This window comes from Psychrobacter nivimaris, from assembly GCF_043419765.1.
Lineage (GTDB): Bacteria > Pseudomonadota > Gammaproteobacteria > Pseudomonadales > Moraxellaceae > Psychrobacter.
Window position 1 is genome coordinate 446,177 of sequence record NZ_JBHOFX010000001.1, and the last position, 22,478, is coordinate 468,654.

General features: G+C 44.1%; 1 protein-coding gene (cut by a window edge). It reads right to left on the minus strand.

From position 1 onward, the window contains the following. Positions 1-22,478 carry the 3' portion of a tandem-95 repeat protein gene (locus ACHEVO_RS01650; RefSeq protein WP_394123665.1) on the minus strand. Its footprint extends 15,976 nt past the window's final position, so only the last 22,478 of its 38,454 coding nucleotides appear in the window; its start codon lies off the right edge, out of view; its stop codon occupies positions 1-3.

A 22,478-nucleotide genomic window follows, 5' to 3' on the forward strand; every position in this document is an offset into this window, starting at 1 on the left:
TTAAACTAACCACCTTGTGTGCGCCTTTGACTCCATATTTGCCAACCAGTTATCCGTGGCATCGAAGTCATCAAAACGTATAGGTTGACCGGCTACAATAGTAATATCCATTTTGCTTGACCGCTTATTAGATACTGGCGCACTAGCATGAGGAGATGCCTGCTTTTTCCTTACGTTAAGTACTGGGTTATCTATTTGCATATCGACCACAGCCTCATGTTGTACGCTTGATGGGGACAGCGTACTTGTGATGTACGCGTTATTTACAATAGCAGGCTCACCTTGTAGTACCGTGACCTTAATATCATAGGTACTCATGGCGTCACTACCATTACTAATTTCACGACTTTTTGCAATCAGTGTCAGCGCTAGATCACCGCAGTAGCGTTCTGATGTTTGTAGTGTCAGCTTACTCAAGTCCATACCCGTCAAGTCCATAGTGATAGGATTACGGTATGGATTAGTAATGCTATACGTACCATCACTGATCGTCACGCCATACGGCACAACGACTTGTAATGAATACGCTTCACTACCATCTTTATCACTACTACTGATATCTATAAGCGGTAATGGTGTTGATATACCTGCCAGAGCATATAAGTGAGCACCTTGATCATCGATGCGCGCTGTCAACGTCTCTACTACTGATAGATTGTCTATCATAGCCATGCGACCTTTTGAGGACTGGTCATTAATGGCTACACCATCTAGTAGTATTTGTATTGACGTATTATTACCAGTACCAATGAAGTCATAGCTTAAGTTTGTCCAGTTTAGATTGTTAGCACTAACCCCTTGATGGCTACCCAACAACTTACCATTGGCATATATCTCAATACGGCTCAACTTATCACTCTTTAGTTCTAACATAGCTGAGTAGTCAAAGCTGATAGTATAGAGCACGTCTTTGATAGTAGTTATGTTTTTATCAATACCCAACAGCTGGCTTGATTTGTATCTACCATCGAGAGTGACACCGTCGTGTAGCATGAGCCAGTGGTTTCCAGAAGGCGACGCTGTCAGCTTAGTTTTTTTGCCGTTAGCGGTAGTGACATAGTCTTCTTTGCTAAAGAATTCAAAACCAACGAGCTTACCCCATTTAGCACTAGTTGCATTCCATACACTGCCACCCGTATTACCACTGTTAAACCAATACAACGTGTCACTGTCTTTGTTCCAATTCGTCACGTTTTCAAAATCGGTATGAACCACTTGGCGAGTCGGAATATCACGCTCCACCAGCTCAATGATTGGTTTGTCTGCTACCGCATCTACTGATATTGGTAACGTTAGTGTTTGCGAGGCTGAAACTCCGGTACTCAGCTCCGTACTGGTAGCAACCACAGTAGCAGCAATGTCACCGCTGAACCCAGATGGCGGAGTGAGCTGTAAGTTATCCAATTGCCATGCAGTGATATCAATAGGTGATTCTTCTGTCACTGACCAGCTATGGTTGCCATCGCCCAAGTGAGTGCCGATAGGCAAACCTGCTAACGTCAATGTCAGCGCCTCTGAACCATCCGTATCCATCAGAGCCGCTTGAATACTGCTTAGGGCAATAGGCTGATCTTCTTTATAAGTGTTCACTGCCTCATCTAGCCTAACATTGTCTATCATCGCGCCTCTACCGTGCGGGTGATTGACATCACTGTCTATGACAATACGTAGCATCTCGGCACGACCAGATCCAACAAAATCCACCTCAACAGTATGCCAATCTAATGCGTCTCTAGCACTCGTGGCACTATATTGCTTAAGCAGTGTCGTACCCAGATAGACACTTATCCCTGTGTAGCGCTCATCAAATCCGTTGCGACCTGCATAGTCAAAGCTAAGCTGATACTCAGCGCCCTCTACCGTTTGGATCTCACGCTCTAAGCCTAACGTTTGGCTACTGTGTTTGGTCGCGTCATTTAGCTCTAGCCAACTGGTATTACTTACTCCAGTTGCATCGCCATTGTCGCTCGCACTCACACGATGTCCGACATTCCATTTGTCAACCATGACATCGCCGTTATGCCATATCTCAAAGCCATCATTACCATAAGGCAACTTGCCTTGCTTAAATAGCTCTTTCCACTGCTGCCAGTATCTAGGGTTTTGCTTAATCAACTGCCAACCATCTAGCATGTCTTGTACCAATAAGGTGGAGCTGGTATTGTTATTAGCAATTCCCTCAAAGTCGGTGGCAAATACATTCGATGTCGACGGTTTCGGTGTGGCACTTAGTATAGGCGCATCCGTAAGCGCATCAATATCAATAGTTACCGTTCCCATTTGACTGTCTAACTGACCGTCATTCACAACGAAGCCTATAGCCGTATAGTGCTGCTGCTGATCACCGTAACCCGCTGCGGTGTAGCCTGCACCACCTGACTGATTATGTAATGGAACAAAGCGCAGTATTCCTGCATCGATGTCACGCTGGTCGAATATAGCGCCTGCTAATACTGCTGTCCAGCTTCCATCAGCCAATCGCTGCTGAATCGCACCTAAGTGTGGTAGCTCAACAATGCGTAACGTCAGACGGTCACCCTCTACATCGCTCATGGCAAAGTCTGACCAGTCAAATAGATAACTCGTGTCTTCAATACCAGTTACTAAGCTATCACTCGCTACTGGCGAATCATTCACTGGCGTAATGGCTAGTTCAATAACTTGCTCTGCTGATTGTAGCTCACCATCAGTCACGTAATAGCTGATACTGTCCGCGCCATGATAGTTCTCATGACCACGATAAATATAGCTGCCATCAGCCTGTTTAACTAAGGTGCCATGTTCGGGCTGCTTGGTAATGACAGTAGTTAAGTTATCACCATCCACATCACTGGCTGATAGTAGAGGATTAATAATTAATGCAGTATCTTCTGCTACCGTCAATGCTTGTCCGGTGAGTACTGGTGCGTCATTGACAGGCGTAATCGTTAGCTCAATCATACGCTCGGCAGATTGTAATTCACCATCGGTGACGTAGTAGCGGATACTGTCTGTGCCATGATAGTTCTCATCAGCACGGTAGATATAGCTGCCATCTGCTTGTGCACTGACACTGCCATGACTTGGCTGCGTGGTGATGACGACCGTTAGGGCGTTACCATCCACGTCGCTTGCTGTGAGTAGTGGGTTGATCACTAAGTTGGTGTCTTCAGCGATGGTCAACTGTTGACCGGTCAGCTCTGGCGCGTCATTCACAGGCGTAATCGTTAAATCAATTACCCGCTCGGCAGATTGTAGCTCGCCGTCAGTGACGTAGTAGCTAATACTGTCTGTGCCATGATAGTTCTCATCAGCACGGTAGATATAACTGCCATCAGTCTGCTGACTGAGGCTGCCATGACTTGGCTGTGCGGTGATGATGACCGTTAGGGCGTTACCATCCACGTCGCTTGCTGTGAGCAGTGGGTTGATTACTAAGTTGGTGTCTTCAGCGATGGTCAGCTGCTGACCGGTCAGCTCTGGTGCATCATTGACTGGGGTGATCGTTAGCTCAATCATACGCTCGGCTGATTGCAACTCACCGTCAGTCACATAGTAGCTCAGGCTATCACTACCATGGTAATTAGCGTTCGCTTGATAGAGATAAGTACCATCTGCTTGTTGAACTAAGCTACCATTCTTAGGTTGAGCTGTAATGACAGTCATTAAGTTATCGCTATCGATATCACTAGCTGTCGCTAGAGGATTAATGATTAGTGCAGTATCTTCTGCTACCGTCAATGCTTGTCCGGTGAGTACTGGTGCGTCATTGACAGGCGTAATCGTTAGCTCAATCATACGCTCGGCAGATTGCAACTCGCCATCAGTGACGTAGTAGCGAATGCTGTCTGTACCATGATAGTTTTCATCAGCACGGTAGACATAGCTACCGTCATCTTGTTTATTAAGCGTACCATGGCTTGGTTGAGTGGTGATGACGACCGTTAGGGCGTTACCATCCACGTCGCTTGCTGTGAGTAGTGGGTTGATCACTAGATCGGTGTCTTCAGCGATGGTCAACTGTTGACCGGTCAGCTCTGGCGCGTCATTCACAGGCGTAATTGTTAAATCAATTACCCGCTCGGCAGATTTCAATTCACCGTCAGTGACGTAGTAGCGAATGCTGTCTGTACCATGATAGTTCTCATCAGCACGGTAGACATAGCTACCGTCTGCTTGGGCACTTAGACTGCCATGACTTGGCTGGGTGGTGATGACGACCGTTAGGGCGTTACCATCCACGTCGCTTACTGTGAGTAGTGGGTTGATCACTAAGTTGGTGTCTTCAGCGATGGTCAACTGTTGACCGGTCAGCTCTGGCGCGTCATTCACAGGCGTAATCGTTAAATCAATTACCCGCTCGGCAGATTGTAGCTCGCCGTCAGTGACGTAGTAGCTCAAGCTATCAAAACCATTATAATTAACATTGGCTTGATAGATATAAGTACCATCTGCTTGTTGAGTTAAAATGCCGTGTACTGGTTTATTAGTTATGACGACAGTTAGATCATCGCCATCAATGTCACTAGCTGTCGCTAAAGGATTAATAATTAGTGCAGTATCTTCTGCGATAGTCAGCTGTTGACCTGTTAGCTCTGGCGCGTCATTCACAGGTGTGATCGTTAGCTCAATCATACGCTCGGCTGATTGCAACTCACCGTCAGTAACGTAGTAGCTAATACTGTCTGTGCCATGATAGTTCTCATCAGCACGGTAGATATAACTGCCATCAGTCTGCTGACTGAGGCTGCCATGACTTGGCTGTGCGGTGATGATGACCGTTAGGGCGTTACCATCCACGTCGCTTGCTGTGAGCAGTGGGTTGATTACTAAGTTGGTGTCTTCAGCGATGGTCAGCTGCTGACCGGTCAGCTCTGGTGCATCATTGACTGGGGTGATGGTAATACGAATGGTCGCGGTGTTACTAATAGCTTCACCATCGTTTAGGACATAGCTAAAGCTGTCTTCACCATGATAGTCGTCGTTTGGCGTGTAAGTGATACTACCATCATCATTAATAGCAATAACACCATGCTGAGCATTAGTGACGATCTGAGTAGCCAATACCGCACTATCAATATCATCATCATTGCTCTGAACGCTAATCGTCACTGCTCTATCTTCATCAGTCATCGCGCTATCATCCTGCGTCACTGGCACATCGTTGACTGCTGATATCATCAAGGTAGCTGTCGCCTCATTAGAGCTGACTTTGTCATCGGCTAAGGTATAGCTAAAGCTATCCATACCAAAGTAATCAGGCACCGGCGTATAGACAAGCTCAAGCACACCATCGGCATTAACTTGCTGTGCTAAAGACCCATGTACTGGCGACTGGGTAATACTGATCGTCAGCGCATCGCCATCTTCGTCTCTACCTAACGTACTCAATGGAATAATAACCGTGCCATCCTCTAGCAAAGTTAGAGTGCTATCGGTGGCTACTGGTGGCTTGTTCGATGGCAATACAGTCAATAGTACCTGTACTGGCTCTGATATGTCTGCACCATCAGTAATGGCATAACTAAAGCTGCCAGCGCCTTCATATTCTTCATCAAACAGCCATACATAGCTGCCATCCGCTTGGCGCGTCAATGATCCATTTTCAGGTTGCTGAGTGATCACGACACTGAGCGCATCACCTTCTACATCTGTACCAGTCGCATTAAGTGATAGCGTGACCGCCTTACCAGCAACAACATCCTGTCCATCAATCAAGCCTTGTAGTACGTCCATATCAATGACAGGCGCGTCATTAACAGGATCAATCGTTAGCTCAACGCTCGCGATATTACTGACGTTGCCTTCACTATCGGTAAATTGATAACTAAAGCTGTCCGTACCGAAGTAGTTGGCATCTGGTGTATAGCTAAAGCTACCATCATCTGCTAGTGTCACGCTGCCATGCTGTGGCTGAGTAACCACTGATACTGTCTGAACGCCACTACTTAACAAGATATCATTGGCAAGGACACTGTCCGTCAATACCGTATCTTCTTCTAATACATAACTATCATTAGAGGCAATAGGATCGCTGCTTAATTTGATATCTCGGATCGTGATTTTGCTATCAGCATCTCCAAAACCAAGCAAATCAAAGCTCAGTAATACGTCCGTGCTAGCGCCATGAGTTACTTGGTCTTGATACCAGTTGGTAAGGTCGATGTAATAAGTAGAGGTACCATCCGCATTTAAGACTTTTTGTACACCACCTGCAACCTGCTCGCTGCCGTCAGCTTGAACGTTAAGTAAGCTATCGGTACGAGTTAGATCAGTAATTTTCGTTACTGCCTCGCCTGTTTTGGCGCTCAATAGTGCGGCTTCAAATGCATCGCCAGCTTGCTTAGTCGCCTTATTAAGATCACTGTCGGCTATAGTAAAGCTAAGTAGACGGTTGTCTGCATTTAGGCTAAAGGCTTGGCGCAGGCTAGTGTTAACATTATCAGACTCAACTAACGTGGCACTATGATTAACATTGTTAAAACGAATGTCACCTGAGAGGAGCCAGTTTTCGCCAGCATTGGCAAAATTGCTGTTGCTTAACTGCTCTAAGGTCGTTGGTGCTTGCCATGCTTTGGCTTGTAATACTCGCTCACCAGTGCGGGCTACTTGATCACTAGCATTACGCTGTAACCACAAGGCATCAAGCTCGCTTGGTAAACGGCGCTTGCCTGGGTCTAGTAGCTGAGTCATAACGTCGTCATCTAGCTTAGGCTCCATACCGAGGGCATGACCCATCTCGTGAATGAGCACGGTAAGTAAGTCAAGCTTACCTGCGGCTTCGCTACCCGCCACAGCATCCAATCCATGACTACTACCCTGCAAGAACTCTTCATTAAGATCAGGCGTACTGTCTACAAACCAGCCCCATCCTGCACCTGACGCATCAAGGGTGATTTGAGCCGCTTCTGTGATGGCAGCGACATTGGTATCAAGGTCTGCAATGTTAAACCGCAAACTATCAAGAACTTGCTGCGATGCCCCAGCCTGTAGCCAATAATCTTTCGCTACTGGTAATAGCTTAGTGATATCAGTTTGGTTGAGCGCTGTAGTTGAAGACCCCTCTAAGTCTACTAACTGATAGTTAAACGTATCAAAAACTCCTTTAATCTTACCCGACAAGATAGCATTCTGAACATCCTCAAGCATTTTTTGTCCACTAACTAATACATTTCCTTTATCATCCAACCAATCTTTAGGAGGTTTTATGCCACCAAAATCAGGCTGAATAATTTTATCTCTAAGAGCTGTATCGAATACTTCAACTGAATTTTTTGTATGAAATGAATATATAACTGAATCAATAGTATCTACGTTTCTACTCATAGCTAACACATCACGATACATCCCTTCTACTAGGTTAGTTGATGTCAATGAAACTGGGTAAGGCTTAACCTTAGGATCATCTAAATCAACAACAAACTTTCTGTCTTCGTTAGCCCATGTATACCTTTTTCTATCAATTACTTGAACTTTACCATTATCTAATTTTTTAATTCCTTCGTACATTCTATGATTTTTAACGTTTGCATAAGGAGATCGAGGGTGATCAAACACTACTCCATATTCAATATGACTATTCGATCTACCAAGATCATTATCAAATCTAGCTCCCCACACACCTCTTTCAAAAGATCCTGCTGAAGAATTTCGATATGTATCAGGTACAGCAAAAATTCCGCCTTTTTCGGGAGATTTACCAAACATTTCATCAATATTGTTATTAGTAGGTGTCCAGTTAACATAATCAGGTAAAGTATCTACTCTTGAAACATTTGTAGTTCTTGGTAGTATGTTTTTCGGTAATGGAGATTGATTACGTACTAAGTTAGGTAAATACTCATAAAAACAATTATCATTATGAACCCAAATTGCTTGCTCACCAATAAAATAAGTATGAAAACCTTCAACTTCTAAGTTGTAAACAGGTACCTTAATAGGTTTACGGTTTCCTGCCCATGATCTATTTTCATAGTTATTGAAAACTTCTTTTGAGTATTTCAAATCAAATTTGGTAGCTTTAGCATCTGAGATATAATAGTCGGATACGAATTTGTCAGAGTGAACTTTATATCCTTGATTATTGAAATTCACCATAAAATCGACTTCGCTCTCGTCGCTATAAATGGGATAAGTAATGCCTATACCTTTGGTATAACTGTCCCAAACTACATCGACTTCTAAAACTCTTAAATTATCTTCGTTTTCTATACTAGATAGCAATGTACCTATTTCAATCTTAGAGGCAGGAATCCAATCATTTAATGTCTGATCCCAAATTGGATGGTTAGGAGTCATGAATTCAAAATACCTTAGAGCATCTGGATCGCCGTACTCACTATCCTTTTGACAGCTTAATCTTATAATTTCGTCTTCACCTGAACAAAATGATCTAATCACGCGTTTGTATTCAGTTGGCGCATTATTACTGCCCCACTCAGGACGTGACAGCACCATATCACCTACTTTAATATCTTGGATCGGCACTAAGCCTTTATCAGTGTGAACTAAAGTTCCCGCTGGAAAACATTGTACATGCTTCGTTTCTAGCTTAAGTGCTTTAGGGTCGATAGCATCATCTATAAGTTTGTTGTATAGAGCATCTCCACTATAGCCAAGCTTAGCGAGCTCCTGTTCTTTGGATTTTAAACTCCATATCGGTCTATTTTTCTCTAACTGAGTAAATACTCGTTTATCAGCAATTGAAGCTCTTGCAGAGTTTACAAATGCATTACGAATATTAATCACGGCTATCGCTAAATCTTCTTTAGCCATGTTCGGATTGGTTTTAAGTATTTTATTCTTGATCGCTTCGATTTCTTTTGCTTGTTTTTCTATCCACTCTGTAGCGCCTTTAGAGGTAACGCTTCCAAACTTAGGTATCTCAATATACTCACCCGAGATTGCTGACTGAAATCTACCACCATCACCCAGTATCATACTTCTACCTGTGGTATCGGCTTTGGTATATAAATACTTAGCATCGACATCTGCTCGAATAGTCGGTTGTACTATTTTATAGTTAAGAGGATTACCCTCTGTCGGTGCTTTAGAGATGACTTTGGCACCAGAACCCAGTCTCGTTAACAAATGCAGTCCAGAACCAATCAGCATATCTAATGACACACTTTGAGCGAACCCTAGTTGATTGCCACCTGTTTTGCCATCTGAGATATTGTATATAAGCGACTGAGCAAATTGATCAGTAGCCGTAAATGCTAGAGACTCAGCCAACAATGCCCTGTAGCCAGCACCGTAACGTGCTTCAGCGAGAATACCAGCCTGACCGCCTATCGCTAGACTTCCTACAGTACCAAACGCATCAATAAATCCAGCTTGCACGAATTGCGAGTAGTCGATTTTGCCAGATTCAAAATCGTTAATGCGATCGCCCTGCCTGCCTACAAACCCTAGCGTTGCAAAGTCCCACGTATTGTATATCCCCGACTTTAGATAATACGTAAATGGATTGAAAGTACCCTCTGCGATTTGCTTAGCGACCTCCTCTTTAGAGATACCAAATCCAAGTGTATCACCAGAAGTATAGACATTATCTGTAGCGCCTTTACCATAATAAGGGTCAGTTACTAATTTGAAATACTCAGACGCTCCAGTTGCTTGTAAATGTGCTACTTGAGTGTTGGAGGCGTACCTTCCTATACCAAGTATCCAACCAAAATAATCGGTCTTATCGCTATCGCCTATACGAGTTCCTTCTATTTTTTGTGGTGCAACAGATTGTTCCTGAACATACTTTCCACTTGCTCCACGTATCACATCGAATGGTAAGCCCGTATTGCCGTCACGAGACAAGTAGCTAGCCTCTGCAATTTCAATGAGTTTAGCAGCATCCCATATAAATAGATTCTTGTTAAAGAAGGTTCCCCCTATTTCACCATTATCGTTATAAAAATGGTTATCCGTCCATACATTGCCGTATAGCATGCCATCTGCACCAATTTCTAAATCCCATACCATACCCGGTACTAGGAAACTACCTGGTGGTACTGCAATAGGCGTAGTAGAACCTAGAAAGACTGGTCCTTCTTTTTTATTGAATGGGTCTTTAACGATACCTAGTTTGCCGCCAAACTGCTTACCAGCACCGAAACCATCATCAAAATTCCAAAATGGTGCATCATTTACTCTAAAATCGTCGCCAACGATAGCGTATTCGTTGCTTACTCCTTTTTCATCCGTATACGTGATGACAACCACTCCAGAAGCGGATTGAATTCTTTGAATATACTGTCTTTGTAAAAAGGTTTTCTCTTCAAGTAATGATTGATTTTTGACTATTGCATCACCTTTTAATTTACCCTTGTCATCAGTGTTCAATGTGATAGTCGTCAAGCCGTTATATTTGTCCTTTTTGCTAGACAAAATGAACTCACCATTACCAGACCCTGAAGCAATGTATTGAGGTAGCTTACCTCTTGGCACACTACTTTCTGATAAGTCATCACCAGTAAGCTCCACAGCTTTACCAGAGTAATCACCTTTATTGTCTATATCGTTGAGATCTATAACATAGACATTACCTCCAAGCATGTTGAAACCTGAACCATATCGATTTGTAGAATTTGGAGAGGTTAATGCAAGATAACTACCATTATTAATGGCCATATCCCAATAACCGTTAGGAGGTGTGACACCTAAGTCTATGACTTGTTTTTCAGTCATAAAATCATAATCTAATTGATCAATGTTAATACGCATTAAACGACCAGCTGTACCTGAATGATAACCACCAGTAGAAACATATAACCAATCATTATCCACAACTAGTGAGGTCAAACCACTTTCAAAATTATCGGTTTGTATTTCATGAATAATTTCTAGTGTTTGAGTGTCTAACACTAAGATTTTATCTTTATTGTTTACAGCGTTAGGAGAGAGAATAAATGCTAATGTGCCATCATTAGTATAAACAATTTGATCAGAAACTATGCCTCTCATATATACGGCTTTCTTATCTAATTTATCGCCTAACTGGTATTCTTTAATAGTTTTGACAAGTTTAGTTGATGTTGTTACTCCTTGTTCATTCTTTTCATGATTGTATATGTGTATGGCATTATTCGTCGTGACAATGACTTCCTCTGCACCTAGTTTCCATGCTTGAACAGGATTGCTATCTATAGGTAAACCAATTAACTCATTACCGCCATCAGAGGATGCCTTAACTATGCGTTCTATGTATACAGAATGCATGGATAGTGAAACCCCTTGAGGCAGATCTATGGTGAGCGTTTGCTCATCTGAAGTAGATTTTGCAGTAACTTTAAATCCTTGCCAGATTAGCCCTCTATCTGGATCTATATCGTTACCAGTTGGATTTTCAATCTGGTTACCACGAGGCACTAGCCAAACTTTTACATCAAAGTTTTCAGCAGACTGCTCGTTTGGAATGACATCTTTTGCAGTAACACTAAGCTTCCTATCCTCTGAAAGATATTTCAACTTAGTAATTACTGGTGTGAATGACTGAGAAGAAGGAATATCAGGGAATGTGATTTCTGAATCTACGATATCAAATGCGTTAGATGGTAATACGCGTTTATAAGCCCCAGTAATTGTATAAGAAACAACTGTTGAAGACGTTGCCATCGAAGCAAAGATTCCAATCGCTGAAATACCTGCCATTGCTCCAGAAAGTCCTCCGCCTGCAAAGCGCATTGCAATACCTGCGGCAGCTCCTGCATGCCATATGGCAGAGTTAATATCAACTCCCTTAACTTCTACTTCACCAGTATCATACTGTTCTTGACTCTGACGATAACTAGTCATGTAAGTACCAGAGAAACCACTGCCTTTGTATGGCGGGCTTGCCGTCCGTGCCATACCATCAGCATCAATAAAGCCGTTATCGACTAGCCACCAAGTATCATGCTCAGTACCATCTACGTCACGGATAGTACCTTTTTTCCAGAACATGACTTCAGTACCAGCAACTAGCTCTTCAAGCTCCCCTGTTTCCGCATTGATAGCTTGTTTAGGTACTTTAATTGCTAACTGTAATGGTAGATCAGATTTATCGTCGCCAATATTTATCTCAAAAGCTGTCAGCGAGGTGATCACATCTGGAGCAGGAAGTGGCATCCCCACATCATCTAACGCCACCTCATTGATAGATACCTCAGTACCATCAGCAAGTGACCCAGGTGCTATCATCAACTGATTGCCATTGGTATCTTGCACTACTGTACCATCGCCTTGCGTGATGGTGGCCGTACCAGTGATTGGCTCTTTTATCTTGAGTAGCAGATCATACTGTCTACTGTTGTTGATGACGGATACTTTAGCAGTACCAGTCTGCTTCGCATGTATCATACCGTCAGCGGTAATGGTCGCTATACTGTCATCACTGATATAATAAGTTGTACCCTTATCAGCAGCATCAATACGATTGCCATCGATATCCGTTACTTTTAGCTGCCTTTGTCCTTGCAATGGCAGTGTGACTGCTAATGGATAGACATCGACTTCGATATCGTCATAGCTATTTGGTATATAACCATCTAAGCTCACACTAAAGGCATTGACCCCTTCGATGCCGCGAGCGATGACCTTAACCACCGCTTGCCCTGCGCCCACTGCCTGCACATTACCTAACACATCAACAGAAATCACACTGTCATCACTAGACACAAAACGTACATAATCAGCAGGTAAGTAAACACCTGATTCATCTTCAAAGTCACCAGTGAGCTGTAGCCTATCGCCACTGCCTATACCTAGGCCTGTTATACGCTCAATATTGATCATAACTAAACGGGCATCACTGATATTAACCGTCAGCTCTATCGGTTGACTGGTACTAAAGCCATCATCAGCCTGTAGTGCTATTGTCGCCTTGCCTGTATAACCTGTCTCAGGTGTAAATACCAAAGTATTACCATCTGCAAGCAGCTTACCAGCCCCATGAGTACCACCTATCACTTGCCAGAAAACAGCATCGCCTTCTAGGTCTTGAGCGATATCATTAAGACTTGCCTGCGTACCCAAATCGACATGAGTACGATCAAATGCTTGGCGTTCCTCTTCACTAAGCACACCCACGGGCGCGCGATTGGCTTTAAAACCGTAATTGGCAAACAATATCTGCCGATCACTGGCATCAATATTACCATCACCATTGAAGTCTGCTGTAGCATTTGTTGCTGCAAAAGCGGCATCCCACCGTGCAGAGTCGAGACTGTCAACATTACCATCTTGGTTTATATCACCAGCAAGTTGGATACTTACTTTAGTAGTACCTTGCCCTGTCACTTCTAACTGCTTAAAGCCTGCTTGAGTTATCCGAATTAAAGACGTAGTAACCCCGTTAGTACCCGTTTTGCTACTTAATAATTGCGTTCCTGAACCAATGCTACTGATGGTACTACCTGTCGTATGAGTTACCGCAATGATAATACTGCCTGTCGCGCCTGCAACCTTTTGTGTGCTGGTAAGCTCAGACTCACGGATACCATAGCTCAGTGCGACTGCCTCATTGGTGAGATCACCGGTCCAAGTGTTAGTCGTGTCATCACTCCAGTCGATAGCCGCACCAAGATAGGCTGAAGCATCTGCGCCAAGCAGTTGCCCGTCATCGGTATAGCCATAGCGATCTCCTGCGTCACCTGTCATCAATGGACGAGCAATGATTAGGTTACCTTGCGCGTCATAACGGTAGACGATACTGGTTAGATCGTCTTGTGCATTCATACCAACGACACGCTCAATTCTACCTTCAGTATCGCGGATGAACTGCACGCGAGATTGATGACTGCTATCACCGACCAGTGCAATGCCACTATTTGTCACTAACCATTGGCTACCATCGGCAAAACGAATTTGCTCGATACTGCCTGTTTGGCTGACTTGATAGCTGTCCCCTTTTGTATTAGTCAATACAAAACTGGTGGGTATCCATGCCAGCCCAGTATCTGCATTGTATAAGCGATCGCCTTGCGTCGCTAACGTCACGCTACTTTGGCTATCGAGTGTACCAACTCGTAAACCCCAACCTTCACTCTCGTTAAATACTGGCTGATACTGTCCATCTGTCTGCTCGTCAAGCTGGAGCGTAAAGCGCAGGTTGCTAACGACACTGGCATCCAAGCCTGCTGCTGTATTGTCTATGACATTTGGTAGTTGCATCCATAATCTTGTACCGTCCCGCCAAGGCGCGGTCGCACCTAAGGCGTCCCTGTCTGCTTGATCATGAGTAAGATGAGTATCTAGTAGTGGTAGCGTCCAGTTGCCAAAGTCTTGAGTACCAGATTGGCGAATATCGGTATTCTCTAAGCTACGCAGTAAAGAAATAGTATGATTACCAAGCTGATAGATAGCATCCGAATGGGTAGTCGCTGCTACTTTATCTTGGCTATCGATCAACACGTTCGCAAGCTTAGTGCTCACGCGACCTGCCAGATCCCATGCGGTTAGTCGTAGCTGATAGACACCATTGACAAACTGAGCAGGGTCTAATGTCTTAAGCTCAATAGCATCGTTAAGATTCTCTGCGCGGTAATTTTGCTCTGATAATGTGAGCCAGTTCAAGCTTTGAGTGGCTTGACCGACACGCATTGGTGCAATTTCAAGTGTATACCCCATCATTTGCGCATCTTGTAAGATGGCAGCGATGGCAGTTGTGTTGTTGATAGTAATAGGCTGCGTAGAAGTATTTGCTGTACTTAGCACCTCAGACCACGTCAATGCCGGAGCGGTACTATCAGAAGAGTCTTTGACTCGAACCTGACTAATACTATTATGGCTAAAGCCATCAATATCGGTAGCCGTTACTTTTATCTCTATAAGGCCATGCATACTTGGCTTTAGTTTGAGACGACCAACGTTATCTAGCGTGACGTCTTGCCATACCTCAGGATTACTACCACCCAGTGCCTGCCCGCGCATCTGTACTTGGATGTCAGCTATCGCAGCATAGCTGTCTGCACGTACCGTTGCTGTGACTAATTGCCCTGGCATAATAGGCGTGCTTGGTGTTAGGTTAACTGTGATATCAGGACGGATGCTGGTCTTATCAGCCACCACTCTCAAGGTAAAAATGTAGGAAGCCGTATTGTGTCCATCATTTACCGTCGCGGTTACTTGATAATCGCCCACTTGTCCAGGGCCTGGTATCCATTCGATGACACCGCCCTGCTGATTGTAAGAGGCACCTTCAGGTAAGTTTGCAAAGCTGACCGTTAGATTGTTTGTTTGTGCCTCGCCATCGGCATCATAAATACTAATGCCTTGGCTTTGATTACTATCTTCACGGATGATGGGCAAACTAAACTCACTTCCCACTACTAACGCATGGTTACTGGCATTGATAGTCGGTGTTTTATTGACATCTAAGACGCGTACTTGTACCGTTTTTAGAACACGTATTTGTCCATCAGTCGCTGCAAAGGTGAACTCATAAGCCTCATCAGCTTGTACTGCATTATCAACCGTTTGCAGCGATGGCGTCCATTCAAAATAACCTGTGGTTGCATTAAACAGCACGCCATCAGGGGTATTATCATCATAGACAAGGCTATAACGGATTGCGTCATTATCGCCATCTTGCGCTAAGAGGTTAAAACTTAATGTCTGACCTTCATAGATCAGTTGCATCGGCATAGACAATAGCACTGGCGACTGGTTGGTATTGGCAACCTTGATGGATATCTTTTGGCTCGCAACTGCCGTACCATCTGATGCTGTGACCACCAGATCATATACTCCTGCATTTGTTTGTGCGGCAAACTTGCCTGGCAACCAAGAAAGCAGCAGTTTGCTTTGCCCATTACTCATAGGCTGCGTTGTCACGGTCATGCCTTTGGGCAGTCCTGACACATTCCAATGAGCTGCATCCAAATCATTATCTCGAGCAAATAGCTCAATGCCAAAGACTTGTCCTTCATGAGCCTCAATGCTGATAGTATCGGTATTTGCCGTAACTTGGCCTAGTAAATGCGCTTCTCCTGTTAAGACAGCGTCAAGTATTTCTGGAGACTGGTTCTCAGACTTAACGATAATGGTAATGTCTTTTGTAGCGACATTTGGTACCGGCGTGGTTCCTTCTGGTAAGGTATAGCCGGCATTCTCAGGTGGTAACCCACTATCAGATACTGCAAAGGTTAAGTTATATTTACCGATTTGTGCAGGTGTCGGTGTCCATACCAATCTCGCCTTACCATATTGCGCTTCTTGAATGATTCTAGCGCCTGCAGGCAGGCTGTCTTTCATAAAGCTTAAGGCATCTTGATCTAAATCAGTCACCTCTATAGGGATAGATAGCTGCTGACCAGCTACTGCTACCACTTGTGAGGGTATATTAATGACTGGAGCTTCTGTCAGACTGGTCACAGTAACCACAAAAGAGGTATTGGTAATCATTGCTTGATTGGCATCGCCATCGCCATCATCTTGAGCAGTGAGCTGAATAGTATAGCTACCACGATCGCCTGTCGTAGGCGCAAAACGAATGACTCCTGATACTATGCGACCTTCTGTTAAAAGTGTCTCACCTGTTTGCTCATAAGTTGCAAAATCTGGCAAGCCATTTAACATCAAGGACAACGCATTACCTTCAACATCTAGCACACTGACGGGTACTTCAAGAATACTGTCTTTTGGTACGGTAATGCTATCAAGCTCACTGAATATCGGTGCTCGATTGGCATTATTTACAATAACAGGAACAGTCATCGTACTAACAGCGGGTATGCCAGTACCATCACCATCATCAGTGGCAGTTACAGTAATGTAGTAAGTACCCGCTTGTTCGTAGTTTGGTCTCCAACTAATCTCTAAAGTCTCCTCATCGAAGACCGCACCTTCTGGTAACCCTTCAACCTGATAAGTGACTGTGGAGGCTATATCAGAACCATCTTCACTGATGGCATCTGCGCCCTCACGCAGACGGATCTTGGGTGTGAAGTTTGGATTGTCAGGATCAAAGGCAAACGTACTGATACGTAATGGCTGTCCCTCAATGATCTGCCACGACTGTACAGGCTCAAATATAGGTGCAGCGTTAGCATTAGCAACATCTAAGCTAAGTGTTTGTGTTGCAACCGTAGTGACGGCGCGCGCGCCATCTGCAGGATGATAAGTCGCAATCAGACGAATAGGAACCTCGGTCAAGCCAGCTTGAGTAAAACCAGGTGTCCAGCTGAGCCATCCTGTTTTGCCATCTAACTTGGCACCTGCTGGTAATACGCTAGCGTAATACTCAAGCTCTACACGCGTACCGTCTGCTTGATTGAGCCCACCTGGCATACTGCCTGCAAGCTGAATACCAAAGGCTTCACCTTCACGCAGTTGCTGTGTCTCAATCATCTCAAATACAGGTTTGGCGTAGCCCTGTACCACTTCAATATTAAAATCGTAATACTGAGTGTGTTTTCCATCAGTGGCAATAACCCTAATATTGTCATAGATCCCAGCTTGATCATAACTTGGTAACCAGCTTAATGTTTGAGTAGCGGCATCATACTGTGCGCCATTCGGCAAGTTTTTAAACGCTACCGTAACAGCATCACCGTCAGCATCCACTATATTGATTGGTAACTGTAACGACTGACCTTCTGTCAATCGGAGGTTACGGACTTGGCCAATCACGGGGGCATGATTACCGCCTTCTACGCTAATATTGAAGCGTTTTAAAGCAACACCCCCTCGGCTGTCAACAACGCGCACTAGAATACTAGTGTCTGCCAAATCTGGGGCAGTTGGTGTCCAATACAAAGTAACTTGGTTTTGATAGTTACCATCGTCATCTTCTACTACCTGCTCTTGCATAGTAATAGACATGCCTTTTGGTGCATCTACCAATGACCAAGAAAATACTTGACCATCCTTATCAAGACCAGCAAGGCTAGCTTGCCAAGCTACTCCTGCTTTAGCACTTAGCAGCTCATCTGTATCTGATAGTTGAGTGGTGTCTACGTCTGCATCATCTACCACAACTGCTTTTATGCTAGGAGGTAAATTGTCGTAAGGTAGGGCATAAACATGATGAGACAGCTGAGCTTTAACCAACTCACCTGCTGCTTGTGTCGTCGTAAAGTCAGACGTAGGTCTGATCGTAACTGTGATATTTTTTAGAGTTTCACCTTGTGAAAGTCGACCACCCATGTCAGCTAGTGCTTGGGTGGCATCTATCACCCATAGTCCTTGCTGGGCACCCCCAAGTTTGTCTGCATCGCTAATAGAATCAGCGAAGTACTGACCTGGATCTAGCAGTAGCATTAGTGCATTTTTGATGTCATCAACACCAGTATTGGTAATACTCACATCATAACTCACCGAACCTGTGAGTCGATCTGCTCGAGTATTTGTAAACTGAATATCGACCCGATTGCTAAAGTCACTTACAGCGGTAAATCCAACCACATAGACACCATCCAGCCGAATCTGAGCACGGCTCAGTACATTAGACGATACTTCTAAACGCCACTGATCAGGGGTAAGATTAGGAACGGTCAAAATGACTGATTGCGATGCCGCATCCCACATCACTTGCTCAGGTAGCAAAGACTGCTTACTACCATCGCTTACAGACACTAGTCTATAATTATTAGGATTGATAACACTACCAACGTCCTGTATATCCTGACCTGATTGTCCTAGCCACATGCCTTGATCAAACGTAACCGTGATCTGATTTAATGGTAGTGGCAATAGAGCACCATCATCGATAGATGACCGTACAACCTTTGGCGCTTTGATTGGCGCTATTTCATCAATAAAATTTGTCTGCGCTAGCAGGATTCTGCCATCACTTGTAGTCATTACTGCTTCAGAACGTGTACCGCCTTTTGCAATTTCAGTGACCTCTCGAGTTTTTAGATGCACCATCCATAGCGAAGCACTGTGAGCCACCTCTGCACTTTGCTCTAACTGACTACCAGCAATAAGCAAGCCTGCAAGCGCGGTGTCTGCCTGTCCAAAAGCAATATTGTCAATTTGACCTGTAAGTGTGTATTCGATCTCTGCTCGACCTTTGTAGCGACCTGACATTGGGAAGCTAACGATATCTGTTGTACCATGAGCGGCAGAGATAATTTCTTTACCTGTCCAAACAACGCCCCATAAGCGACCATCAGGTCCAAAAGCTAGGTCTCTGACTTGGTTATTCGAGAAGTGTGACCACGCTTTTTTGCTGTCCGTTTCTGTAGTATCCAGCACCTCAATACCGTTGCCGCTACTCACGTAAAGCTTATTTGTTGTAGGATCAACTGCTATAGCATGAGTTAATGGCTCATTCGATGGCAAACTATAATTTTCAATTATATCGCCTGTATTAACATCAACTAACCACAACTCACTACCTGTCATGACCCAGAGCTGACCTAACTTATCTATAGCCATATCTAAGATAGGGGCAGCAACGCTAAATAAAGGCAAAGTACTGTAACCACCATCCTTACCATCAAAACGATACACCTCGTTGCGCAGCTCGCCTGCACTGACTAACAACTGACCATTGGTCAGCTGCACCATTGCCGTAGCGCCGATATCAGCACTACTAGATGAGTAGCCTGACGCAAAACCTCTCAAAGCAAAGGGTGCCAATACTGACTGTAAGTCACTGGTCTGAGTAATTTCGCCTACTGGTGCTTGATTGGCAACATATCCTGGCATTCCCTTTTTAACAACCTCATATAAGGCGTTGTCTTGGTAGGCCCGGTCGTGTTTTGCTTGCGGCATCTGCTTGGTTTGTTCAAGCTGCTGTTGAATCCCTAGCTGCTCTAACAGGCTTGCTGTGCTGCCATCGTCAGGTAGTACCGCATTACTGATTGAAGCCGTTTCAGTATTACCTGCCAAATCAGTCGCCATTGTCAAGAACTCATAGCTACTGCCTACTTCTCCAGTAAATATAGCACTGCCTTCACTACCGACAGCTTGCTTTTTCCATATTCTAAAATCACCGCCGTCTTTTGCTACATATACGGTCACGTGCTTAACACCAGCACCTTCGTCAGTTGCTTGCCAGTTCACTTGGTAAGTTGGCAAATCAGTACTACTAATACTTTTTGCGCTAATCGCACTGATAGGCGCTAGCTTATCCAACTTATAGCTCAGTGACTCACTATCAAAAGGTTCTATCCCATTGAAAAATATTCTAGCGCTAGCTGTTATATCATCATCGTGTTCTGATTCCACACTATTAGTGACGGTATAACTCACATAGCCTTTGTCATTGATTGATAACAGCTCTCTAACGTCATCTGTGATAACCAGTCCAGTCTCTGGATCGATCGCTTGCAGCAACCATGTTGCTACGCTACTCTCTGCATCAATGCCTGCACTAACCCTAAGGATGAATCCTTTTGTTGCTGTAAAGTCAAAATCACCTTGGAAACTTGCTTTATCTCCAGGCACACGAATATTAATATCACCAATTTTTATATCTTTTATTCTGATACGATAAGGATCTAGGCTGTCATCTAATTCAGAGACAATTCTAATTTCATTAACGACTTGTTCTGTTTGATTGTCGAAGTTGATGGTGAAAGGCAATGCAATATCAGCTGGCAAGTAGCTCACACCCTCTGCATTCGATAACGCTTTAGGACCTTTGACAGATAAAACACTTTGGTCATTTTGTTCAGAGATTTGTGATAAGTACTGGGTCAAGTTTAATGCTTGCGGCCCAATCGGTCTAAAATCCTCGTCTAACATACCAATATGACGCAAATATTCAAGCTCTGCTCTACCACCCGCATAGACATTGAAGTTTAAGAAATGTGTATCGGTACTAGCACCTAAATCAAATTGCTCAAAGTCAGGAGATGATGGTACGGGCACAAAAACGCCCTCACCTTCAGGATTTTCTCGAAACTCAGAATAATCATAATCAATTACTTTGGCATCAGGGTCGCCTGACCATTTGGCTGTATCACCATACCACTGCTGAACCTTGGCAAAGAAACTTACCAAGTCGGCTTGAGATACAAACTCATCGCCCGCTTTTCCAACTAAAATCCCTGTTGCTAAGGTTGCATTTAAACTAACCACTTTAACGTCTTCACGGATTGGTGGGGCGTCGTCAATGGGACGCAATAGACCAGCATCTTCTAGCGCTGCCAGCCAGCTTTTTTCCCACTGATCTTTTTCAGAGGCTAATAACTGTAAAGTTTCACTAGCTTCGATATCAATCAATATCGCTTGTCTTATTTTGTCAGCATGTTTTATTTGATCGGCAATGAACTCTTCGCGCGTAATCGGCGTCGCGCTACCGAAAATATTAAACCTAAATGGTAGTGATAAACTCTCTTCTGTGGTCATGTGTTCTTTGGGTTCTTGACTCAAAAACTTCGCAGTTAAGCCTTTGCTTATTTTATCGAGATCTTGAACACCACTATCTAGTAGACCTTGCTCTTTCCAATCTGGTCTAATCATATACATTTGATTGCGAAAGCCTTCAAAATCATAGGCCAGCCATTCGTTCAGTCCAGGATACGTTTTGATATTGAAGGTGCTACCTACGAATCCACCAGCCCCTACATCAAAAGCATATCCAGGAGCGAGGTTCAAACCATTAGTGTTTAAAGCACTGTCCAAAACAGCCCATGGTACATCTCTGCGCATGCTACCATCAGCTGGGGTTTCACCATACTGTTGGTTATTGGCAATATCAACATATCGACCATCTGGCTGTCCCCCAATATTAGAGGAGAATATGATGTAAGGTATAGGCAAACCTTCAAACAAGTTGTCACTATAACCCATCTCACTTGTCCCAACATCAAAGCGCACGTAAGGTGTGTCTACGTTGGTTAAGCTCTGTAAAGAGACGCTATAGTCATTCTTACCACCTGGCTCAATATCACGACTTCCGCCGATACCGATAGTGACGTCAGGCTCAATGAAGCGCTCAACCAAATAGCGATACGCTTCAGTGACGCTCTCGCCATTAGTGTTGATCACCTTAATGTCATACAGTCCGTAAGGTACTTGCCGTAAGTCAAATATGGCACGGATATGGGTAGCATCAATGACTTGCCAGCGTTCTGGCTCAACTTCGAACACCCCTGGTCGTACAAGCTTCACTAAGGCACCAGCGGCAAACTGACTGCCTTTGATATCTACTGTCACCCAACGATGGTCATCAGTACCGCGGCCACCTTGATCCGGTGTGACTTCAGTAATAGACAATGGCATTGCTTCTGCTAGTAAGCTAACTTTAGGCTGCTCACCAGAGACGGCACGAGACTTGACCAAGATATAGTAATCACCTGCCTTAGAAGTGGGTATCATAACTTGTTGATTGGCTGACATTGCATCGGTATATGCCGCATCATAGTTATAACCACTTGGGATGTCGCCATAACGGACATAGACCTCATTGACCGCTTTATCATTATCAGATTTCAGTAAAACTCGTAGTGTCTCGCCATCTGATACATTTACTTTATATAACTTAGTATCATCACCATTTAGTGACAGCAATTCCTTAACACCTAACTCAATCTCTGGAACTGTCACCGCAACACTGGCTGCCGATGCAT